17 protein-coding genes and 3 pseudogenes are annotated in these 21,297 nt (G+C 70.5%); 11 read left to right on the top strand and 9 right to left on the bottom strand.

What is annotated here, in order from left to right:
• Nucleotides 1-38: 38 nt before the first annotated feature.
• The 4 genes from P8T65_RS26625 to P8T65_RS26610 all read left to right on the top strand — a co-directional run bounded on the left by P8T65_RS26625 (nucleotide 39) and on the right by P8T65_RS26610 (nucleotide 4,591).
• Nucleotides 39-1,073: an ArsR family transcriptional regulator gene (locus P8T65_RS26625; RefSeq protein WP_316727752.1), complete on the top strand. Its 1,035-nt coding sequence runs from the start codon at nucleotides 39-41 to the stop codon at nucleotides 1,071-1,073.
• The gene (locus tag P8T65_RS26620; RefSeq protein ID WP_316727751.1) at nucleotides 1,063-1,569 is read left to right on the top strand and encodes a glutathione peroxidase; all 507 of its coding nucleotides are present in this window, start codon (nucleotides 1,063-1,065) and stop codon (nucleotides 1,567-1,569) included. The genes P8T65_RS26625 and P8T65_RS26620 overlap by 11 nt, the downstream gene beginning before the upstream one ends.
• A 136-nt stretch (nucleotides 1,570-1,705) precedes the next feature.
• Entirely contained in the window at nucleotides 1,706-2,572 is an 867-nt protein-coding gene (locus P8T65_RS26615; protein WP_316731736.1) for a MerR family transcriptional regulator, read from the top strand.
• Between the two features lie 336 nt (nucleotides 2,573-2,908).
• Nucleotides 2,909-4,591, top strand: coding sequence for a hypothetical protein (locus P8T65_RS26610; RefSeq protein ID WP_316727750.1), 1,683 nt, complete (start codon nucleotides 2,909-2,911; stop codon nucleotides 4,589-4,591).
• Between the two features lie 239 nt (nucleotides 4,592-4,830).
• Here the strand turns inward: P8T65_RS26610 and P8T65_RS26605 are convergent, their stop codons facing one another.
• Entirely contained in the window at nucleotides 4,831-7,752 is a 2,922-nt protein-coding gene (locus P8T65_RS26605; RefSeq protein ID WP_316727749.1) for a D-alanyl-D-alanine carboxypeptidase, read from the bottom strand.
• Between the two features lie 306 nt (nucleotides 7,753-8,058).
• Here P8T65_RS26605 and P8T65_RS26600 point away from each other — a divergent pair, with 306 nt between their 5' ends.
• The 3 genes from P8T65_RS26600 (at nucleotide 8,059) to P8T65_RS26590 (ending at nucleotide 10,697) form a co-directional block, all read left to right on the top strand.
• Entirely contained in the window at nucleotides 8,059-8,817 is a 759-nt protein-coding gene (locus P8T65_RS26600; protein ID WP_316727748.1) for a GPP34 family phosphoprotein, read from the top strand.
• A 519-nt stretch (nucleotides 8,818-9,336) separates the two neighbouring features.
• Nucleotides 9,337-10,194 (top strand): helix-turn-helix transcriptional regulator, encoded by an 858-nt coding sequence (locus P8T65_RS26595; RefSeq protein ID WP_184892816.1) that lies wholly within the window; start codon nucleotides 9,337-9,339, stop codon nucleotides 10,192-10,194.
• 311 nt (nucleotides 10,195-10,505) lie between these two features.
• Nucleotides 10,506-10,697, top strand: a complete 192-nt coding sequence (locus P8T65_RS26590) for a DUF397 domain-containing protein (RefSeq protein WP_045556149.1) — start codon at nucleotides 10,506-10,508, stop codon at nucleotides 10,695-10,697.
• Between the two features lie 178 nt (nucleotides 10,698-10,875).
• Here P8T65_RS26590 and P8T65_RS26585 read toward each other — a convergent pair.
• Both P8T65_RS26585 and P8T65_RS26580 read right to left on the bottom strand, forming a co-directional pair.
• A pseudogene (locus tag P8T65_RS26585) lies at nucleotides 10,876-11,343 on the bottom strand (hypothetical protein); the annotation flags it as partial.
• Nucleotides 11,344-11,377: 34 nt separating this feature from the next.
• Nucleotides 11,378-12,201 (bottom strand): annotated as a pseudogene (locus P8T65_RS26580) (RNA-guided endonuclease InsQ/TnpB family protein); the annotation flags it as partial.
• A 2-nt stretch (nucleotides 12,202-12,203) separates the two neighbouring features.
• Here P8T65_RS26580 and tnpA point away from each other — a divergent pair.
• Nucleotides 12,204-12,431 (top strand): annotated as a pseudogene (gene tnpA / locus P8T65_RS26570) (IS200/IS605 family transposase); the annotation flags it as partial.
• Here tnpA and P8T65_RS26565 read toward each other — a convergent pair.
• The 3 genes from P8T65_RS26565 to P8T65_RS26555 form a co-directional block, all read right to left on the bottom strand.
• A complete protein-coding gene (locus tag P8T65_RS26565; protein ID WP_316727746.1) occupies nucleotides 12,350-12,802 on the bottom strand; it encodes a hypothetical protein in 453 nt (150 codons plus the stop codon). The pseudogene tnpA and the gene P8T65_RS26565 overlap by 82 nt on opposite strands.
• Nucleotides 12,803-13,138: 336 nt before the next feature.
• A complete protein-coding gene (locus tag P8T65_RS26560; RefSeq protein WP_316727745.1) occupies nucleotides 13,139-13,996 on the bottom strand; it encodes a hypothetical protein in 858 nt (285 codons plus the stop codon).
• A gap of 463 nt (nucleotides 13,997-14,459) precedes the next feature.
• Nucleotides 14,460-14,591, bottom strand: coding sequence for a hypothetical protein (locus P8T65_RS26555; RefSeq protein WP_316731967.1), 132 nt, complete (start codon nucleotides 14,589-14,591; stop codon nucleotides 14,460-14,462).
• Between the two features lie 80 nt (nucleotides 14,592-14,671).
• On the opposite strand from P8T65_RS26555, the gene P8T65_RS26550 reads away from it, so the two are divergent.
• Together P8T65_RS26550 and P8T65_RS26545 are read left to right on the top strand one after the other, a co-directional pair.
• Nucleotides 14,672-15,460, top strand: coding sequence for an SDR family oxidoreductase (locus tag P8T65_RS26550; protein ID WP_316727744.1), 789 nt, complete (start codon nucleotides 14,672-14,674; stop codon nucleotides 15,458-15,460).
• A 335-nt stretch (nucleotides 15,461-15,795) separates the two neighbouring features.
• Complete coding sequence (locus P8T65_RS26545; RefSeq protein WP_316727743.1) at nucleotides 15,796-17,379, top strand: sodium:solute symporter family protein; 1,584 nt, start codon at nucleotides 15,796-15,798, stop codon at nucleotides 17,377-17,379.
• A gap of 53 nt (nucleotides 17,380-17,432) precedes the next feature.
• On the opposite strand, the gene cpt is transcribed toward P8T65_RS26545, so the two are convergent.
• From cpt to P8T65_RS26530, 3 genes are all read right to left on the bottom strand, one after another.
• Entirely contained in the window at nucleotides 17,433-18,032 is a 600-nt protein-coding gene (cpt, locus tag P8T65_RS26540; RefSeq protein ID WP_316727742.1) for a chloramphenicol phosphotransferase CPT, read from the bottom strand.
• 37 nt (nucleotides 18,033-18,069) lie between these two features.
• Nucleotides 18,070-18,525: a GNAT family N-acetyltransferase gene (locus tag P8T65_RS26535; protein WP_316727741.1), complete on the bottom strand. Its 456-nt coding sequence runs from the start codon at nucleotides 18,523-18,525 to the stop codon at nucleotides 18,070-18,072.
• 525 nt (nucleotides 18,526-19,050) lie between these two features.
• Nucleotides 19,051-20,166, bottom strand: a complete 1,116-nt coding sequence (locus P8T65_RS26530) for an ADP-ribosylglycohydrolase family protein (RefSeq protein WP_316727740.1) — start codon at nucleotides 20,164-20,166, stop codon at nucleotides 19,051-19,053.
• A gap of 582 nt (nucleotides 20,167-20,748) precedes the next feature.
• Between P8T65_RS26530 and P8T65_RS26525 the strand changes: the two genes are divergently transcribed.
• A complete protein-coding gene (locus tag P8T65_RS26525; RefSeq protein WP_316727739.1) occupies nucleotides 20,749-21,270 on the top strand; it encodes a DUF2165 domain-containing protein in 522 nt (173 codons plus the stop codon).
• Nucleotides 21,271-21,297: the final 27 nt, after the last annotated feature.

Genomic DNA, 21,297 nt, shown 5'->3' with positions numbered 1-21,297 from the left:
CGGAATGAAACAGGACAGGACAGAACGGGGGCGTCCGTATGGGCTGGTGGCAGGTCAACGCCGACACCCTCGCCGGCAGCCGGTTCGTCGTCTCGCCGCTCGCGGAGACGTTCGCGAGCCTGAAGATGCTGCACGCCGGGACCGGCACGCATCCCGGGGAGCGGGCCTGGCTGCGGGCCCATCTCCCGGCGTATAGAGCCTCGTTGGCCGGGGACCCGCTCACCGCCCTGCTCGTCCGCGCCGGGCTCGGCCAGGAGTGGATCGCCGACTTCCTCACGCCCGCCCCGCGTGAGGGCGAGACCTTCGCCACCGAGGTCGCCCGGGTCCGGGGCGCCGACCCGGCCGCCGCCCGCGCCGACCTCACCCTCTCCCTGCGCGGCCCGCTGCCCGCCGCCCTGCACCGGGACGACCTGCCCGACCGCGCGGCCGACCTCCTCACCCACGTGTGGGAGGAGACCGTACGGCCGTACTGGGAGCGGCGGCGGCGCGTGCTGGAGGCCGATGTGCTCGCCCGGACCGCGCGGTTGGGGCAGGGCGGCTGGGCGGCCGTGCTGGACGCGCTGCGACCGGGGATGCGGTGGCTCGGCGAGAACCGTCTCCAGGTCAATCTGCACGAGTACCCGCCGCGCGAGATCTCCGGGGCGCGGCTGGTCTTCGTGCCGGTCACGCCCCAGCGCACGGGGTGGGTGGCATGGGAGGAGCACGAGCGGTACGCCGTCGTCTACCCGTGCTCGGGCGTCCTCGCCGACGACGGCGGGACCGCTGCCGTGCCCGCCGCCCTCGGCACCCTCGGCGCCCTGCTCGGCGAGCGCCGCGCCCGGGTCCTCGTCCTCCTCGACTCCCCCATGAGCACCACCCAGCTCTGCGCCCTCACCGGTCAGGGTCTCGGCTCCGTCGGCCGTCACCTGAGGGTGCTGCTGGACGCCGGGCTCGTACGGCGCGGGCGGGCGGGCCGTTCGGTGCTGTACGCGCGGACGGCGGAGGGAGAGGTGCTTCTCCGGGCGGGCCGGGGGCGTGAACCCGATCGGAAGGGGCGCGCGGTACCGGAGATAGCATCCGTTTATGACTACTGACAACGCCACCCCCTCCGTCCTGGACGTGGAGATCGACGCCCTCAAGGGCGGCCCCGCGGACCTCGCGCAGTACGCCGGTCAGGCCGTCCTCGTCGTGAACGTGGCCTCCAAGTGCGGTCTCACCCCCCAGTACACGGGCCTCGAAGCGCTCCAGGCCCGCTACGCCGCACAGGGCTTCACCGTGCTCGGTGTGCCGTGCAACCAGTTCCTCGGGCAGGAGCCCGGCTCGGCCGAGGAGATCGCGGAGTTCTGCTCGGCGACGTACGGCGTCACGTTCCCGATGACCGAGAAGGTCGAGGTCAACGGAGAGGGCCGGCACGCCCTGTACGAGCGGCTCGTGGACCACGCGGACGCCGAGGGCCACTCCGGCGACATCCGCTGGAACTTCGAGAAGTTCCTGATCGGCCGCGACGGCTCGGTCGTCGCGCGCTTCTCGCCGCAGACCGAGCCCGAGTCGGCGGAACTGGTCGCCGCCGTGGAGAAGGCCGTCGGCTGACGGCCACGGGGCCGCCGTCGACCTCCGACGCGCACGGGGCCGGTGTTGACCTTGTCCCTGGGGCAAGGGGCACCGTCGCTCTCGCCGGGCGGAGGGCGCCCGGTGACGGAGGATGCCCCCTGTGACCCACTTGGACATGGACGACCTGCTCACCATCGGTGCCTTCGCCGCCCGCGCACGGCTGTCGGCGAAGGCACTGCGGCTGTACGACCGGCTGGGGCTGCTCCCGCCGGCGTACGTCGACGAGGTGAACGGCTACCGGTACTACCGGGCCGACCAGGTCGAACGCGCCCGGCTCGTGGCCCTGCTGCGGCAGCTCGACATGCCGCTCGCGCGGATCGCCGAGATCGTGGGGCTCGTCGAGCGGGACGGGACGCGGGCGGCCGACCGGCTGGCCGCGTACTGGGCCGGGGCCGAGGAGCGGTTCGCGTCCCAGCGGACCCTTGTCGCCTACCTCCGTGGACGGTTGTCGGGAACGGAGTCAGGCATGGAAGAGACGTACGGGACGTTCGCGGTCGAAACGGTCGACATCGCCCCTCAGGTGCTGCTGACGCAGTCACGGCACACCCTCGCGGACGAACTGCCCGCGTGGATCGGGGCGTCGCTCGGACGGCTGGAGGAGGGCGCAGCGGCCTGCGGCGGAGTCACCGGGGCGCCGTTCGTCGTGTATCACTCCGAGGTGTCGATGGAGAGCGACGGGCCCGCGGAGTCGTGTGTGCCGGTGGCCGACGAGGGTGCCGCACGGGCCTGGGCCGCCGAACACGGGCGGGCCTGGGAGACCGGCGTGCGCGTGGAGCCGGCGGCGCGGCTCGCGTACACCCGGATCAGCAAGGCCCAGGTGGCCCATCCGCAGATCCTCGCGGCGTTCGAGGCGGTCGAGCGGTGGATCGCCGCGCGGGGGCTGCGGGTCACCGGCCCGTGCCGCGAGATCTACTTCGCGGACTGGGACGCGGCGGGCCCCGAGGACCCGGTGTGCGACGTGGCGTTCCCGGTCGCATTCTGAGCCGTGTAGTAGCCGTGTGGTACCGGTACGGCCGAGGGAAACCCCTACGGCCGTACCGGATCGCCCGGGTCCTGTCGGCCAACTGTCAGCGGGTGATTAGCGTCTACCCCGACGCAGGGACGCAGCAGCACACGGATACAGCAACCCGCACGTACAGCAACACACCACGCGTACAGCGACACACGGATACAGCGACACATGGACGACACCCGCCCGCACGAGTCGAAACGGAACGGACGAGCCGCAGTGGCCTTTGCCGAGCTGACCCCACGACGACCCGTCTCGCGTGCCGACGGGCCGTCACCGTCACGCGAGCCGTGGCGGCAACGCCATCGCGTGCCCCTCACGGCCGCCCTGTGCGCCCTGCCGCTGTACTTCGTGTGGTGGGCGGTCTTCGCGACCGGCGGCGGCGATCTGGCGGCCCAGGTGGCGTGGGCGGAGTTCGCGAAGACGTACCCGGACTCCGCGGTCAACCTGTTCTGGTACGGGGGGCTGCACGCGGCCAACTACAGTGTGCTCTCGCCGTATCTGATGGCGGCGCTCGGTGTCGTCCCGGTCACGCTGCTGTCGGGGCTCTCCGCGTCCTGGCTGGCCGGCGAGGTCGTCACCCGGACGGGCGTACGGGCGCCGGTCCCGGTCGCGCTGGCGGCGACGTTCTCGCTGTGGTGCCAGGTGGTGTCGGGGCGCTCCACGTTCATCCTGGGCACGGCCTTCGCGATGGGCGCCCTGCTGGCGGTGGTGAGCGGGCGTACCGGGCGGCACATCGCCCTGGCGGCGGTGTGCGCGACGCTGTCCACGCTGGGGAGCCCCGTCTCCGGGCTGTTCCTCCTCGTGGTCGGCGCCGCGTACCTGCTGTGCCGTGAGTGGGGCAGGGCGGCGGCGTTGCTCGCGCCGCCGGTGACCGTCGTCGCCGTGACCACGCTGCTGTTCCCCTTCGAGGGCGAGCAGCCCATGGCCTTCAGCCGGATATGGCCGCCGGTCGTGCTGTGCGCGGCGGCGGTGCTGATCGCGCCGAGCGCCTGGCGGGTGCTCCGCCTGAGCGCCGCGATCTACGCGCTCGGCGTGGTCCTCTGCTACCTGATCCCCACCCCCATCGGCACCAACGTCGAACGCCTCCTGGAACTGGCGGGCCCGGCGGCGGCTCTCGCGATCTGCCTGTACCGGGGTGAGGCCCGTACGGCCGAGGACGGCCGCCTCCCCCTGGCCTGGTTCACGCCCCGGCGGCGCGTCGTGGCCGGCGCGGTGGCCCTGGTGCTCTCCGTGACCTGGCTGACCGGCAAGACGACCGCCGACATCGTCACCAACACCAAGGTGCCCGAGTGGGCCGTGAAGACCGACGGTGTGGTGAAGGAGCTGAAGCGGCTGGGCGCGTGGAAGACCCGCGTCGAGGTGGTACCGGCCCGCGACCACCGCGAGGCCGCCATCCTCGCGCCGTACATCAACATGGCGCGCGGCTGGAACCGGCAGGCCGACGTCAAGCGCGGACGTCTCTTCTACGACGGCCACGGCGGGACCGAGGTACCGGACGGAGCCTTCACCTCGACTGCCTACAAGGCCTGGCTCGCCGAGTGGGCCGTCGGTTTCGTCGTCCTCGTCAACGGTGAGCCGGACGGGCCCGCCGAGCTCGAACACGCGCTGGTGAGCAGCGGGCCGGACTATCTGGAGCCGGTCTGGCAGGACGCCAACTGGAAGATCTACCGGGTGAAGAACGCGACGCCGCTCGTCGACAGGCCGGCCACCGTGGTCAGCGCCGACGGGGCCAACCTCGTGGTGCACATGCCGCGGGCGGGCGAGGTCACCGTCCGTGTCGCCTACTCGCCGTGGCTGTGGGCCGACAACGGCTGCCTCACCGCCGACCGCGGGTCCGACGGCGACCTCACCGAGTTCACCCGACTCACGATCCACGAGGCGGGCGACGTACGCATCAGCTCCCAGTACGGAGGGCCGTCCCGGGCCACGACGCTGGAGTGCGAGAAGGAAGCGGACGAGAAGGCGGGGGTGGGGGACGGGGAGCGGTAAGCCCCGCTTCGGTGCCCCGTTGCCCGGTCCCTCGCTCCGGGCGTCTTCGGTCCCGGCGCCTGTGCCGGGTGCGGGTGATTCGTGGTTGCTCGCGCAGTTCCCCGCGCCCCTGAAAAGCCGGGGCTGCGCCCCGTGCTCTTCAGGCCCGCAGGGCCTGGTCTTTCAGGGGCGCGGGGAACTGCGCGAGAAGCCCGACCGGCCCGCACCCGAACAAGGCGCTCGCTTCGGGGTCGTCAGCGTCAGCTCACGCGGGTCAGCTTTGTGAGGAAGTCGGGCTCGGTGAGGGGCTTCTGGAGGGCCACGGGGACCTTTACGCCCTCTCCGGCGCCGTCGCCGACGATCAGGGTGCCGACCTCGGTGCCCGACTTCGCCGCGTGCGGGACGGTCGCGCTCGCGTCGAGTTCCAGCTTGACGGTCTTGCCCGCCCAGCCGACCGCCGAGACGTTCTTCGTGGCCACGACCGGGGTGTGTCCGCCGAGCCCGTCGTCCACGTACCCGACGACGTCGCCCTTCTTCAGGATCGTGTCGGAGGTCAGCGCCTCCTGAGCGGCGATCATGGCCGTCTTGCTGACCGCGTTGACGGTGTCGATGATCGGCGCGGTGTGCTGGCCGAGGATCGCGCCGACGACGATCGCCGTCTCACCGCCGACCTCCTGCGTGCCCGCGAAGAGCAGGTTGCCGCCGGCGGCCGTGGTGGAGCCGGTCTTGATGCCGATGGCGTTGTTGTAGGGGACGAGGGTGTTGTAGTTCCGGTACTTCAGACCGGAGGGGTCCTTCCACTCGGGGAGCCTGGTGATGTCCGTCAGAGCCTTCATCCTCACCAGCTCGTTGCCGAGCTTGACCTGGTCCTCGGCGGTGGAGACGGTCGTCTCCTTCAGGCCGGACGGGTCGGTGTACGTCGTGTTCTTCATGCCGAGATCCTTGGCGGCGGCGTTCATCTTCTTGACGAACTCCTCCTCGGAACCCTTGCTGTCCCAACGGGCGAGGAGCCGGGCGATGTTGTTCGCGGACGGAATCATGATGGCCGCGATCGCGTCGTACTGGGAGAGCTGGTCGCCCTCCTTGACGGTGTTGAGGGTGGACTCACCGTCCTTGTCGTAACCGCCCTCGGTCTCCGCCTTGGCGTCGACGGGGATGGTCTTGCCCTGGGAACCCGGCTTCATCGGGTGTTCCTTGAGGATGACGTACGCGGTCATCGCCTTGGCGACGGAGCCGATGGCGACGGGCTTCTGCTCGCCGAAGCTGTCCATCTTGCCGATGCCCTCGACGTCCATCCAGCCCTGGCCCTCGCCGGGCCACGGCAGGGAGACCTTGTCTCCCTCGAAGGCGTACGACGCGTCCGTGGTGAGGGCGAGGGTGGGGGTGGGGAGCGGGCGAAAAGCCTGTACGACCGCAAAGACAATCACCAGCAGGATCACCAGCGGGGTCCAGATCTTGACCCTACGGATGATCGTCCGCACCGGAGTCTGGCGCGGCGGGGGCGTGTTGGTCAGCTCCGCCAGGAGGTCCAGCGGGGGCTTCGGGGGCAGCGGCTGCTGCGTCGTGCGCTCCGGGCCCACCTGGGGGAGGGCCCGCGTCGCCTCCGCGGGGGCGGGGGGTGGCGGCGTGGCCGGCCTCGGCGTCGTGGTCTCGTCCAACGACTTCAGCGCGACGAATTTGCTGGTGCGCTCGGCGGGGGGCGTCGCGGGCTCGTCGACGCCGCCGTCGGCGCGGGCGCCCTTGTCGCTGTCGGAACCCTTGTCGGCGTCGGCGTCCTTGGCGGCGTCGGGGCCGTGAGGGCGACCGTCGGCCCTCCCGGGCCCGGCGTCCTCGGGGGCGTCGGGCCCGGCGGGTACGGCGTCCTCGGGGACGGCGTCGGTCTTGGCGGGCCCGGCGTCCTTGGGGACGGCGTCGCCCAGCTTGAGCATGGTGGTGGGGTGGTCCACGGCGGGTGGCCTCGGGGCCCGGAAGACGGCGGTCGGCTGATCCACCGCCGGCCACGCCTCGGCTCCGCCATCGCCGCCCGTTTTCCCACCCGCACCACCCGTGCGACTTTCGTCGTCACCCGCGGGTGGCCCCTGTGGGGCTACCGCGTCGTCGGCGGCTTCCGCCCGGTCACCGGCAAGTCGGCGTCCGCCGGCAACGGCTCCGGGCTCGTCACCGGAGACCTCGTGTACGTCGTCGGAGGCCTCCGGCTCGTCATCGGAGCCGCCGCGCACCTCGTCCGCGTCGCCCGCGACCGCCGACTCGTCACCGGGAAGCCCACGCTCGTCATCAGCAGCGGCGTCGGCGGCCTCCGGCTCGTCGTCGGACGGTCCACGAACGCCGTCGGCGGTCTCCGGCTCGTCGTCGGACGGTCCACGAACGCCGTCGGCGGTCTCCGGCTCGTCGTCGGACGGTCCACGAACGCCGTCGGCGGCCTCCGCCGCGTCGCCTGCGGTCGCGTCCCCCGCGTCGCCAGTGGCCTCCCGTACGTCGTCGTCGGCGCCGACATGTCGTCCGTCGCCGCCAGCCACTGCACCGGCCTCGGCCTCGGCGCTCGCAGCCTCCTCCGCGTCGGTCTCCCGAGCGGCATCGGCAGCGTTCGTGATGTCCTCGGGGTTCCCCGCGTCGGCGGCGGCCGCGTCGGGCGCCACAGCGGCAGGACTGCCCGCGGTGGGCGCGGGGGTGGGCGGGGCGGCGCCTCGCTCACGCGGGTGAGCGTCACCACCCTCGTCCTCGTCCGCCTCGTCCTTCGAGGCGGAGCCTGAGACGGGCGTGGCCGGTTCCGTGGGGCCGCCCTGCGCCGGGATGTCCGCGTCGCCCGAGGCGGCGTCCGGATCGGCGCCCGGGGCCTCGGCAGGTGTCCGGGCCTCGCCGGGGCGGTCCTCCGTGTCCGTCGCGTCGGGGCGGCCGGGCTTCGGCTCGTCCCGATCCGCCCCGGCGGTCTCGGCCCCGGCGGCACCCGGCGCCCCCTCCGCCGCCTCCAGGAGCGCTCGACGGGAGAAGACCGCCGTCGCCTGGTCGGGCTTCGGCGTGGAGGGCCCGGACATCGCGAGGCGTGGGTCCGGCGAGGGCGTGGTGGAGCCTGAGGACCGGTCCGGGGCCGAGCCTCCGGGGTCCGGAACCGCTGGCTCGTTCCCCGGCGTCGACTCCGTCGACGACTCGTACCGCTTCGACCTGTCGGGGGACGTGCCCGCCACCGATGCCTCCTCCCGCGCGCCGCCCGTCCTAGGAGCGCGCGCCCAACCGAACCGTGAACCGTAGAACCCGTGAATCCGTGAATCCGTGAATCCGTGAAAAAAACCCGCCGCCCGGACACTAGTCACCGGCGCACCACCGCGCCGCGCCGCTGTCCGAACCATGTACCAGTGTCCTGTGTGCGGGCTTGGCCCCTCCGGTAGACGAGAACGACATACCTACCGGTTCCACTACATTTCGGTCACGCACCCTCGACAGACCAATGTGAGAGGGGTCACCCTGTCTTTCATCCACGCGGGGAGGCATGGATGGGCAGGAGCCGCAGAACACTTCCGGAGGAGCTTCTGCTGCTGGCGTTGGACCCGGCCACGGGTACCACCGCACAGCCGCAGTCGCTCGACCTTGGTCTGGCCGGAGCGCAGCTAGTGGAGCTGGCGCTGGCCGGACGGATAGCCCCAGACGGGGATCGTATCGCCGTGGTGTCCCCACGGCCGACTGGAGATCCGACGCTGGACTGCGCGTTGGAGTTGCTGCGAAGGCGTGGCGCTCCCGTACGGGCGGTCCATTGGATAGGCGGGCCCCGTCTCGGGCTCCGTCAGATCTACCTCTCGCATCTGGAGCGGTGCGGCATGGTGCATGCCGTGGCGGGCCAGATGTGCGGAGTGCTGCCGACGACTCGCTACCAGGCGAGTCAGACCGAGATCAGCCGGGAGATCCGAGCCCGGCTGGATTCCGCGATCCGCACCGGCGTACCGCCGGACCCACGGACCGCGGCGCTCGCCGCCCTGGCGCACGCGGTCGGCCTCGGCAAGCACCTGTATCCGGGGAACGAGGGACGCTCGTCCCGCTCCCGGCTGCGGGACCTGATCCGGCACGACCCCATGGGTGGCCTGGTGGCCCACGCCGTCATGGACGTGCAGAACGGCGTGGGCGCACAGCCGCGTCGCAGCCCGGCACCGACCGGCCGTCAGGCCGCCCCCGGCGCCAGGCCGCCCGCACCGGAGCCCGCACGCGGTCTTCCGATGCAGCCGCGCCGAGGCTCGATGGCCCGCGTGGTGGCGCACTGAGATCCAACCGAACCACGCGCTGAGGTACCGAGGTGCGGGTGGGAGCAGGACCCAGAGCCGCGGGTCCAGACCTCCCACCGCACCACGTGCCCCACGCACGCACGGCACCACGCACGCACCACGTACTACGCAGCACCAGCACCAGCACCAGCACCAGCACCAGCACCACCCGCATCACGTGCATCGCCGGCACCGGACCGCTCGCAGGGACCCAGAACCCGTTCGGGAGCCGCCGGTTCGCGCGGGGCGTGTGCGACCGCGCAAACGGCCGCGCACGCCCCGCGCGACCGCATGTCCGCGCCCAGTCTCGCGTCGCGTCCTCGTGCCCGACTCGCGTGCCGCCCTCGGGAGATCCGACAAACGTCCGGCGGAGATCCCTCCACGGCGGGAAAACACCGACGCAAACGGCGCGTGCACAGCGCATATCCGCTGTTTTCCAGCGGTACTCAGCACCTTGGTGGCAATCTGCTCAGCAGCAGATACGCAAAGTAGAGGCACGCAGCCGGAGGTGCACGTCCCGTGGCGTCCAATGTCAATCCCACCGTCAGGCGACGCCGGTTGGGCCAGGAGCTGCGTCGGCTCCGCGAGCTCAAGGGTATGACCGCCGAAGAGGTCGCCGAGCGACTGCTGGTCTCCCAGTCGAAGATCAGCCGCCTGGAGAACGGCCGTCGCTCCATCAGCCAGCGCGACGTACGCGACCTCTGCGGGGTCTACGAGGTCGAGGACCAGAGAGTCGTCGACTCCCTGATGCAGATGGCCAAGGACTCCCGCCAGCAGGGCTGGTGGCACGCCTTCGGGGACGTACCGTACAGCGTCTACATCGGCCTGGAGACCGACGCGGAGTCGCTGCGGGTGTACGACCCCCAGGTCGTCCCCGGGCTGCTGCAGAGCCGTCCGTACGCCGAGGCCATCATCAGGGGCGCGCTGCCCGAGACGTCGGCGACCGAGATCGAGAAGCGCGTCGAGGTGCGCATACGGCGCCAGGACCGTGTCACCACCGACACCAACCCGCTGCGGCTGTGGACGGTGCTGGACGAGGCGGCCCTGCGCCGGGTGGTGGGATCCCGGTCGGTGATGCGTGAACAGCTGGAGCACCTCATCGAGTTGTCCCAGGTGCCCCATGTCACGGTGCAGGTGCTGCCGTTCGAGGTCGGGGCCCATCCGGGCATCAACGGCCAGTACGCCATCCTGGAGTTCGTCGACGCGGCCGATTCGAGCGTGGTGTACATCGAAGGGGTGACCAGCGACCTCTACCTGGAGAAACCGCACGACGTGCAGAAGTACACCGTGATGTACGAGCACCTCCGGGCGCAGGCGCTGAACGTGGAGCAGTCACGGCAGTTCATCGAGAACGTCGCGAAGGAATACGCGCGCTGAACTCCCGGACACCGGAGCGCCTCCCGGACACCGGAGCGACCCTCCGAGCGATTCCAGACGCTCTGGGCAACTCCTGGAAACTTCTGAACGAGGAAGCGCCGGAAGATACACCCTCCACATGCCCCAATGGAAGACCATATTGGAATATGCCACCCGCACGAGTGAATAGTCGCTTCGTCTGCCGATGCTGACGAGTAGCGTCGATCACGCCAAGAGCTCAGCAGTCTTGGCGCAAACCGAACCGCGGGTTCCGGCAGGGAACCCGCGGCGCGGCGACAGCAACTCAGCGACGAACCAGCACCGGAGCAGAAATGGCAATTCAGCAAGGCGCCACGGACAGGTGGGTCAAGTCCTCCTACTCCCAGGGGAACGGCGCGTGCGTCGAGATCAAGTCCCCCGTCCTGTCCGCCATGGCGGTCCGGGACTCCAAGGTCACCGACGGCCCCACCCTGGCGTTCCCCGCCGACGCGTGGAACACCTTCGTCTCCTCGGTCAAGGCCTGAGATACGGTTCCGGCCCTCGTTCGAGCGCCTGAACGACAACTCCACAAGCACCACCGACAGAGCCCTCTCGACCGGCCCGCCGTCCTGGCCGAGGGGGCTCGGCCTTGCCCCCACGCGGCGTCCCCGCGCCCCTGGCCGCCCGGCCCTCCAGCGGGCCGCCCGGCCCTCCAGCGGAGCCGTCCACGTACCTGTCCGTCCCCGGCACCGTGGGGACGAACGGGGCCAGCAACTCCAGCCTTCCCAGACCGCCTTCGGCGACCGCGTCCCCCAGTCCGCCGAAGGACGCCTCCCAGCGGTCCCGTGGGTCGGCCTCCAGGAACCAGAGGAGGGTGAGGCGGGTGTCGACGCCCTCGACCTGCTTGACGTACGACATCCGGTCGAGGGGCAGCGGGGTGGGCCGGAAGACCGTGACCATCGCGGCCGGCGATCCGGCGAGCCGCTTCGGGAGATGGCGGGACCGCAGCCACTCCAGCAACTCCGCCCGCTCCTCGGGCCCTTCGGCGTCGATCACCTGGAGCACGAGGCCGGCGTACGGGTGGTCCAGGGCGTGGATGTCACGCGGCCCGGCGGCCCCGTCGCGGTAGACGGTGACCTCGTGGTCCTGGAACGCGGTGCAGACGTGCGTACGGTCCTGTTGAAGTTCTCCCCTCCCTTCGCAGGCTCAGGAAGGGGATTCCTGCCTACATTGCTGCGGCAGGTTTGACGGTTTTACCCGCCCTGCGACCGCGCCTTCCGGCGGCCGGGACCTCCACGATGACGTGGCGATCCGGTGCAGGTGCAAGATGTTCCGGGCCGCGTTCCAGTCGGCATTGCCGACGAAGCCGCAGTCGGGGTTCTTGCACGCGAATTCCTCTTGGGTCTCTCGGCTGCAGGGGGTGATGAAGCCGCAGGCTGAGCATCGCTGGGAGGTGTGCGGGGCGGGGACCTTGACGAGCCGGCCGCCCAAGCGGGCGGTCTTGTACGTCAGCATCGTCACGGTCCGGCCCCACGCCTCCTGGGCGATGGAGCGGTTGAGCCCGGCCTTCGCTGCGGCGCCGTTGCGCAGGAACTCGCCCGCGTTGTCGGGGTCGGGCTTGGGTGCGGGGGCTTTGGTCATGCCGAGGATGTTGAGTTGTTCGACCACGACCGTGCCGTATGTGCGGGCGAGGTGGGTGGTGGTCTGGTGCTGCCAGTCGAGGGCTCGTCGCGTGGCTTTTGCTCGGAGCTGCTTGATCTGGTCGTAGGTGCGCTGCAAGCGGCGGGAGGTCTTCTCCCCCTTCTCGCGGAAAGACTTCTGTTACGCGGCCTGCCGCTCCAGGTTGAGGAGCTTGGCCTTCTCCTTGGGCGTCAGCCACTTGTCGCGGTCGGCGGTGCCGTCCGGCAGACGGGATGCACGCCCGTGGTCCTGATGGTCCCCGTTCGAGAGGGCGAGGGGGATGTCGACTCCCGCGTCGATGCCGACTTCCGGCCCCTGGTGCGGCTCGGGCTTGGCCTCCAATGTCTGCACGCGGAAGGCGATGTGCCAGCGTGCATCTGCTCGTTCACTACCCGCCGAAAGTCCAGCTTTCCAAGCTCGTCAACAGCCTCAAAGGCGTCTCCGCCCGGCTGCTACGCAAGGAGTACGACGCGCACGTCCGCCGGTACCTGTGGGGCGGCCATTTCTGGTCCGGCTCCTACTTCGCCGGAAGCTGCGGCGGAGCGCCCCTGACCGTCGTGAAGCAGTACATCGAGCGGCAGAAGCGCCCCACAGGCTGAGCTTGATACTGCGGACCGATGATCCGTACATCGAGCCGCCCGTAGCCGCGCCCGGCCTGGTATCTCCCGGCGCAGATGGTGGTCAGGTAGGAGCCGTCCGGCAGCGGGCGGCGCACCGTCGGGCGCCGCTTGCGGGTCGAGCGCAGCAGGAAGGACGCGCCGGTGCCGGTCACTGCATCCAGGAAGTCGTATGCGTCGTAGTAGGCGTCGGCCAGCAGCACCATCGAGGCGTCCAGGTGGGACAGCAGGCGCCGCGCGTAGCCGAGTTCGCCGGTGGTGTCCGGGCCGAAGGCCGCCCCGAGCAGGGCGCGGACGAAGCTGCGGCAGTCCCAGCTGCCTCCTGTTGTGCAGCACTCTGTCACGGGAGCCAAGTACCTGCGCCCTTCCTACTGGCAATAGGGCAGCTGGGTCGGAGTCGGGCAGGGAACCGGCTCAGCTGGCCCGTCGAGCGAGCAAGCATGAGCAGTTGACGGCCTTCCCGGGTAGCCAGGCCGAACCGAGCCCGTCCAGCAGCAGGTCTCCGAGTTCGGAGGAGATGTTGCCGTCGGACAGGCCGGTGCTCTGCGGAACGGCTTGCGACTGGACGGCACCCAAGGCTGTCCGTGACGACTGCGCCGCAGGACAATGCCCACCTCGGCGACCGCCACGATCGGCGACCTGGCCATGGCGATCAGCGGGTACGTCAGACTGCCGCAATCGTCGGGAGCTCACCGCAGATCGTCCACGTAGCGGTCCGTTCCCGGGACCGTGGGGATGAACGGTGCGACGAACTGCACTTCCCCGAGGCCGGAGGCGGCCACTGTCGTGTCCAGGTCCGTGAAGTGATCCTGCCAGGTCTCGCGCGGATCGTGCTGGAGGAACCACAGCAGGGTCAGCCGGGTCCCAACTCCCTCAACCTGCTTGACGTAGGTCATCCGGTCCAGGGGCAGCGGGGTCGGCGTGAAGACGGTCACCATGCCTGCGGGTGAGCCCGCCAGCTGTTTCGGGAGGTGGTCGTCGCGCAGCCACGCGAGCAGTTCCCCGCGCTGCTCCGGGGAGCCGGCGTCGATGACCTGGACGACGAGCCCGGCGTAGGGGTGGTCAAGGGCATGGATGTCGCGCGGGCCCTCGTCACCATCGCGGTAGACGGTCGCCGCGTGGTCCTGGAACGCGGTGAAGACATGCGTGCGGTCCTGGAAGACCCGAGCGTCCCGATTCAGCCGCTTGTTGATGCCGACGGTCCAGCGCATGTGGTCGGTGTAGCGGCCGGCGGTGATCCAGTAGACGGATATGTAGCAGCCTGCCGTCACCGGCTGCGCGACGGCAGACTTTTCGGGGTAGCGCAGGAGTTGCAGGTCACGGGTGGCGACCCAGCGGCGTCCGGCGTACATCCACGGCATGGCCATCGCGCCGGCGATGTAGTGGTCGTCTTCGTACCAGCGATTGTATTCGCGCTCCCGGCCGGAGTGCGGTTCGACCATGGTGATGAGGGCGTGCCCGAGGTCGGCTCCGTAGGGGCCGACGGCAGCCAGTTCCCCATACAGGTGGCTGCGGGTTTCGTCTGCATGCGTCGTGTCGTCCGTCATGGGTCCGGTCTAGCTGACGCAGCGTCAGATTGGGAGAGGTGTTCCGCTCGATTCCGTGCGAAGTTCGGCGATTGCGCGCACCGGGGCGGCGGGCGGATCGGTGGCCGCTGTCGGCGGTGCGCAACGAGCACCGCCGTTGCGGACGGCTTCCCGGTGCGGTCGATCTCAGTTGAGTCGGATCGAGCGCAGAGGGTCGCCGAAGGTTCGATCGCTGGCCGCCTCGCACGGCAGGAAGTCATACCCGGAGTCATAGGGATGCCGGCAACACGCGACATCTGGCACTCAAGCGGGGCGGTATCGCTACCTATGGGCCCATATACCCTCCGGCGCAGGGAGGCTAGCAATGGTCCAGGTGGCGCCGGCTGTCTGGCCGGAACGCCCCCGATTCGACCCACCGCAGTGTCCGCATCAAAAGATGGCGCTGACCTGCGGCTATGCAAGCGATGGTTGATATGACCCACAATCAGCGGTTGTACGCGTACTCGCGGCCCGGGTGCGGCTCGACCATCGTGATCAGGGCGTGGCCGGGGCGGACGCCGTAGGGGCCTACGGCGGCCAGTTCGGCGTACGTGGAGCTGCGGGTGTCCTCGCTCATGCGCTTTCCCTTCCGTCCACCTGCGGTCGCCCATACTCTGACGCTCCGTCAGATAATGTGCCAGAGCCGGGAGGTCTCCGATGTCACTGCTCACGGGAAGGACCGTCGTCGTCTCGGGAGTCGGTCCCGGACTGGGCCAGCGGGTCGCCGCGGCGGTCGTACGGGACGGCGGGAACGCCGTGCTGGGGGCGCGCACGGAGGCGAATCTCGCCAAGGCCGCGGCGGATGTGGACCCGGACGGGGCGCACACGGCGTTCCGGGCGACCGACATCACCGACGAGGCGCAGTGCGCGGCGCTCGCGGCGCTGGCGCGGGAGCGGTTCGGGGGTGTGCACGCGGTGGTGCACGTGGCGGCCTGGGACAGCTACTTCGGGGGCCTGGAGGACGCCGACTTCGCCACCTGGCAGGCGGTGCTCGACGTGAACCTGCTGGGCACCCTGCGGATGACCCGGGCCTGTCTGCCCGGCCTGAAGGCGGCGGGCGGGGGCTCGGTCGTCATCATCGGCACGCAGTCGTCGGTGGCCGCGCCCTCGCAGGTGCGACAGGCGGCGTACGCGGCGTCCAAGGGCGCGCTGACGAGTGCGATGTACTCGCTGGCGCGGGAGTTGGGGCCGCATCGGATCCGGGTCAACACCGTGCTGCCGGGCTGGATGTGGGGGCCGCCCGTGGAGGCGTACGTACGGTTCACGGCGCACGGTGAGGGCGTGTCCGAGGCGGAGGTGCTGGGGCGGCTGACCGAGCGGATGGCCCTGCCGGAGCTGGCCACGGACGGGGACGTGGCGGACGCGGCGGTCTTCCTGGCCTCCGACCGCGCCCGAGCGATCACCGGCCAGTCCCTACTCGTCAACGCGGGCGAACTGATGCGCTGAGGGGCGTGGCGACGGTCGCCTGACGGTGCATCGGCGGGCGCCTTGGGGGCGTACGTCGGCGGGATGGGCCCCGCGGGGGCGCGTCGACCTCGCTTTCGCTGCCCCGAGCGTCGCGTCGGCCGGCCCCGACGGTGTGGCTTCGGCGGGGTTTCGGCGGGTCCGCGAGTGATCCTTTCCGGCCACCTGGAGTTCATATACATAAACTCAAGTCATCTTTCGGAACTTCTTTGCCTGCTCTTGACCTTCCACTTCCTTGCCGTGGGCATGCCAGCGAACCCAGAGTTCACATGTCTGACCCAAGTCTGAACCTGGCGACGGACCCTGGAAGGGGGCCCATGAATAGTCTCGACTGGGCCGTGCTCATCGGCTACTTCGGTGTGATGGTCGCGATCGGCGTCTGGTCGCACAAGCGCGTGGACAACGTCAGCGACTTCTTCACCGCCGGCGGCAGAATGCCCTGGTGGCTCTCCGGCATCTCGCACCACATGTCGGGCTACAGCGCGGTGATGTTCACCGGCTACGCCGGCATCGCCTACACCTACGGCGTCACCTCCTTCGTGACCTGGTCGTTCCCGATCGCCCTCGGTATCGCCATCGGCTCCAAGCTGTTCGCGCCGCGCATCAACCGGCTCCGCTCACGGCTGCATGTCTCCTCCCCGCTGGAGTACCTGAAGAACCGTTACAACCTGGGCACCCAGCAGGCGTTGGCCTGGTCCGGCATGCTGCTGAAGATCGTGGACGTCGGTGCCAAGTGGGCCGCGATCGCGACCCTGCTCTCGGTCTTCACCGGCGTGTCCCTGAACCAGGGCATCCTGATCACCGGCACGATCACCGCCGTCTACTGCACGATCGGCGGCCTCTGGGCCGACGCGCTGACCGAGTTGGGGCAGTTCGTCATCCAACTTCTCGCCGGAATCGCCATGTTCATCGCGGTGGTCGCGAAACTGGGCGACTACGGAGGCTTCTTCGGTGTCTGGGACCACCCGAAGCTGGAGGGCCACGCCGAGCCGCTGGTGGGCCCCTACGGCACGGTCTTCCTGCTCGCCTTCCTGTTCATCAAGCTCTTCGAGTACAACGGCGGCATGCTCAACCAGGCCCAGCGCTACATGGCCACGGCCACCCCGTATGAGGCCGAGCGCTCCGCCCGGCTGTCGGCGGCCCTGTGGCTGATCTGGCCGCTGGTGCTGTTCTTCCCGATGTGGATGTCACCGCTGCTGGTGACCTCGGAGAAGGGCGACGGCTCCGACTCCTACGCCCTGATGACCGAACAGCTGCTGCCGCACGGCCTGTTGGGCCTCGTCATCGTCGGTTTCTTCTCCCACACGATGGCCATGTGCTCGTCCGACGCGAACGCCATCGCCGCCGTCTTCACCCGGGACTGCGCGCCGGTGATCTGGCGCCGGGCCCGCACCTGGAGCGAGGGGCAGGGGCTGCGGGTCGCCCGGATCGCGACGGTCGTCTTCCTCGGTCTGTCCATGGCGGCGGCGACCCAGGTCAACTCTCCCGCCTTCAAGGACATCATCACCGTCGTCATCAAGTGGGTGGCGGGGCTGATGGGACCGATGGCCATCCCGATGATGCTCGGGCTCCTGCGGCCGTTCCGCCGCTCCGGGCCGACGGCGGCGCTCACCAGCTGGGCGTGCGGGCTGTTCGCCTTCTGGCTGGTGAACTACCCGATCCACTGGAACATCGACGGCGGTGTGCCCCTGCAGTACCAGGTGTCCGTCCCGCTGGCCGTCTCGCTGGTCCTGTACATCGTCATCGGCTTCATCAAGCCGGAGGACACGCCCGAGCGGCTCGCGATCATCGAGACGATCAACTCGGACGGCGACGGTGACGGCAAGGGCGGAGCCGGGGCCGGGGCCGTGGCGCCGGTGCCCGCGCAGGGCAAGGACGCGTCCAGCCCCAGCGGGGTCTGAGAGCGAGCCCGATACGTGGGAGGGCCGTTCCCCGGGATGCCGGGGAACGGCCCTCAGGGCTGAGCCGACTGGGGCGGCTGTGTCGGCCGGGTCGGCTGCGTGCGGTGGCGGGCGAGGTGGGCCGCGATCGTGCGGGCGCAGGTCAGGGACTCGGTGTGGGTGGTGTCGACCTCCAGGTCGTAGTGGACGCCCTGGTGGACGAGGTTCGCCTGGGCTGCGGCCATGCCGAGGACCCGGTCTCCGCGGGCGATCTCGCGGGCGGCGGCGACGGCGGGGTCGCAGCGGACGCCGACCCAGAGGACGTCCAGGGGGCTGTCACCCTCGTCGAGGACCTTCTGCCAGCGCTGTTGGGAGGCGGCTCCGCCGAGGAAGACGTCGTCGACGATGACGTGGGCGCCCGAGCGGGCCATGGCCACGATGCCCCGGGCCCAGGCCTGTTCCAGGGTGCGGAAGTCCGCGCCGATGGCGACCGCGCCGTCGGGGGAGATCTCGATGCCGCCGTCCGCCGTCTGCATCCTCGCGGGCATGGCGTCGGTGAGGGAGTCGACCCCGAACGTGAGCCACTGGTCGGGCAGTTCGGCTTGCAGGCACCGGGCGAGACCGGATTTGCCGGAGCTGGAGGCGCCGTTGAGGATGATCATCTGGGTGGCCATCGGGTCACGGTAGGGCGGCTCGGCCGCGTCGCGAAACCTATTTCGGCGGCGGGTTCGTCGGTGGGCGGATCAGGAAGACGTCCACCGGGTCCTCGGTCTCCAGGAGGAAGCCGTGGCGTTCGTAGAGGCGTCTGGCGGGGCTGCCCTGGAGGACGTTGAGGCGGACGGGTACGCCGTCGTGGTCGCAGCGGGTGAGGAGGGTCTGGAGGACGGCTGTGCCGAGGCCGGTGCCCTGGAGGTGGGGGGCGAGGTAGAAGTGCTCCAGCCAGTGCGCGTCGGCGGCCGGGCGGAGGGCCACGCAGCCGGCGAAGGTGTCGGCGACCTCGATGATCCAGGTGTGGGCCGGGTCGAAGGCGTCACGGAAGCGTTGGCGGACGCGGTGGGGGTCGTAGCGGCCGAGGCGTTCGAGGTCGGGCCGCATGACGGTGGCGCGCAGCTCGGCGACGGGGGTGAGGTCGGTCGCTGTCGCGGGGCGTATGTTCCAGTCGGCCATGATCGTCACGGTACCGCTGCGGTGGGCTCGCGCCGGGGGGCCGGTTGGGGGGCTTCTGTTGTGTGTCGGGTGCGCGTGCGTCGTGGCTGAGCGCGCAGTTCCCCGCGCCCCTATTGGGGCGAGCCGAGGGCTTTGAAGCGTGGGCTTGCGCCGTCCGGGCGTGTGACCTCCGGGGGACTTTGCTTCTGTTGTGTGTCGGGTGCGGGTCCGTCGTGGCTGAGCGCGCAGTTCCCCGCGCCCCTATTGGGGCGAGCCGAGGGCTTTGAAGCGTGGGCTTGCGCCGTCCGGGCGTGTGACCTCCGGGGGACTTTGCTTCTGTTGTGTGTCGGGTGCGGGTCCGTCGTGGCTGAGCGCGCAGTTCCCCGCGCCCCTATTGGGGCGAGCCGAGGGCTTTGAAGCGTGGGCTTGCGCCGTCCGGGCGTGTGACCTCCGGGGGACTTTGCTTCTGTTGTGTGTCGGGTGCGGGTCCGTCGTGGCTGAGCACGCAGTTCCCCGCGCCCCTATTGGGGCGAGCCGAGGGTCGGGTCAGGCTCGGGGGTAGCGGGTCAGCCAGCCTGGGACTGCTCCGGTGGGGGCGTGGAGGGCCGGGCCCTGGGTCATTTCCAGGGCGAAGTCGTCGGCGAGGACGAGGATCGTGGGGCGGCCCTCCAGTTCGGCGAGCCAGGCCGGTGGCAGGGCCGTCTCGCCGTGGAGGGCGCCGAGGAGGCCGCCCGTCAGGGCACCCGCGGCGCCCGAGGGGCCCCCGTGGTTGACGGCGAGGCACAGGCCCTGGCGGATGTCCTCGCCGACCAGGCTGCAGTACACGGCGACGGCCAGGACCCCGGCGGCCGCACCGTCACCGGCCAGCTGCTCGACGACCGCGGGCGACGGCGGGCCCTGGCGGACGGCGGCGACGGCCTGCTGGAGGGCCTCGGCGACCGGCTGGTGGCCGGGGCGGGCGGCCAGCAGCACCAGCGTCTTCTGGACGGCGGCGTCGAGGCTCTCCCCGCGCGCGAGGGCGTGCACGATGACGGCGTACGAGCCGGCGGTGAGATACGCGACCGGATGGCCGTGGGTCTGGGCCGCGCACTCGACGGCCAGCTGGAAGACGAGCTGGGGTTCCCAGCCGACGAGGAGGCCGAAGGGGGCGGAGCGGCCGGCGGCCTCAGCACCGGACGCGCCGGGGTTCTTGGGGGCGTCGAGGGTGCCCATGGTGCCGTCGGCGAAGCCGAGGAGGCAGATCAGGGACGGGTCGCGGCGCGCGTAGAGCCACTCCTCGCGGGCGAGCCAGCCGTCGTCCTTGCGGCGTTCGTCGGGCCCCCAGTCCCGCTGGGTCGCCGCCCAGCGCAGATACGCCCGGTGCAGATCGGTCGGCGGGTGCCAGACGCCGGTGTCCCGGCGGACCTGGGCGCGGATCAGGCCGTCGACGGTGAAGAGGGTGAGCTGAGTGAGGTCGGTGATCGCGCCGCGCCTGCCGTACACGGAGGCCAGATCGGTCAGCCCCTCGGGGCCGTACGCCTCACCGAGCTGCGCCAGGGTGAGCTGGTCGACCGGCGCGCCCAGCGCGTCGCCGACGGCCGCGCCCAGCAGCGTCCCGCGCACCCGGCTGCGGAAATCCTGCTGCTCGACCCGCCCCCAGACGGCACCGGCTGTCGCACCCACCCCGGCCTCCTCACGGCCCCTGCCCGACCCGTACGTCAGTACGTCAGTACATCCGTACGCCCGTACGGCTCGACAGTCCAGCACTGTAATGGAATGAGAACGGTCCGTTCAGGGCTCCGGATGAGCGTTAAACGTCTCTTACGCCACAACCATTGATCGACTCCGGCCGTCAAACGGGCGGATGCGAACAGCCGCCGTAACCGGGTCCAATTCCCGGAGAACTGGAGAATCCGAGCCCCTGCGCAGCAGCATTCGCGGCGCCCTTGTCGGCAGCCTCAGGAACAGTGCGGTCGCGGGCGCCGAGAGCGCCGGACATGTCTCGGTCGTGCACGGCTCCGCAGCGGGCGCCGACACCGCCCACCCGCAGGTCCTCTCGCGGACCACCGCATGGCTCCCGGCGGACACCGGAGCGGGCAAGCCGGGTTCGCGAGGTAGGGCGGAGGTGCGAGGCGCGGCGGAGCCCCGAGGCGAGGGCGTCCGGCCACGGGGGGTCTCGTCTTTCGGCCATCGGCGGCTCCGGTGGAGATCCAACGCACCGAAAAACGGCTGGGGTTGACCCATGATCACGCACATAGTTGGACCATGGCTGAAACCCAGACCCCCCGCGGCTCACTTCTCCCCCTGGCCTCCACCCTGCTCGTCGGCACGGTCGCCCTCTACATGGCGCTCGTCGCGTTCAGCAACATCACCGACTTCGGCACGAATCAGCAGTTCGTCCGCCATGTCTTCGCCATGGACACCACGTTCAAGGACGAGGACCTGATGTGGCGGGCCATCGAGTCGAAGGGCGTCCAGGACGCGGCGTACGTCCTGATCATCGTCTGGGAGACGGTGGCGGCGCTGCTGCTCATCGCCGCCACCTACCTCTGGGCCCGCGCCCTCGGCCACCGCACCTTCCACACGGCCCGCCGCTACAGCACCGCCGGTCTCCTCATGGTCCTTCTGCTCTTCGGCGCCGGCTTCATCGCCATCGGCGGCGAATGGTTCGTCATGTGGCAGTCCAGCGACTGGAACGGGCTCGACGCGGCCCTGCGCGTGTTCCTGCTGAGCGGAGTGGTCCTGCTGGTGACGTACCTGCCGGCGAACGACCGCGCGGCCGGCTGACCGACAGCCGGGCCGCGTCACGGCGTC

The sequence above is a fragment of the Streptomyces sp. 11x1 genome, assembly GCF_032598905.1.
Classification (GTDB): domain Bacteria; phylum Actinomycetota; class Actinomycetes; order Streptomycetales; family Streptomycetaceae; genus Streptomyces.
This window is presented reverse-complemented; position numbering and strand designations above follow the sequence as displayed.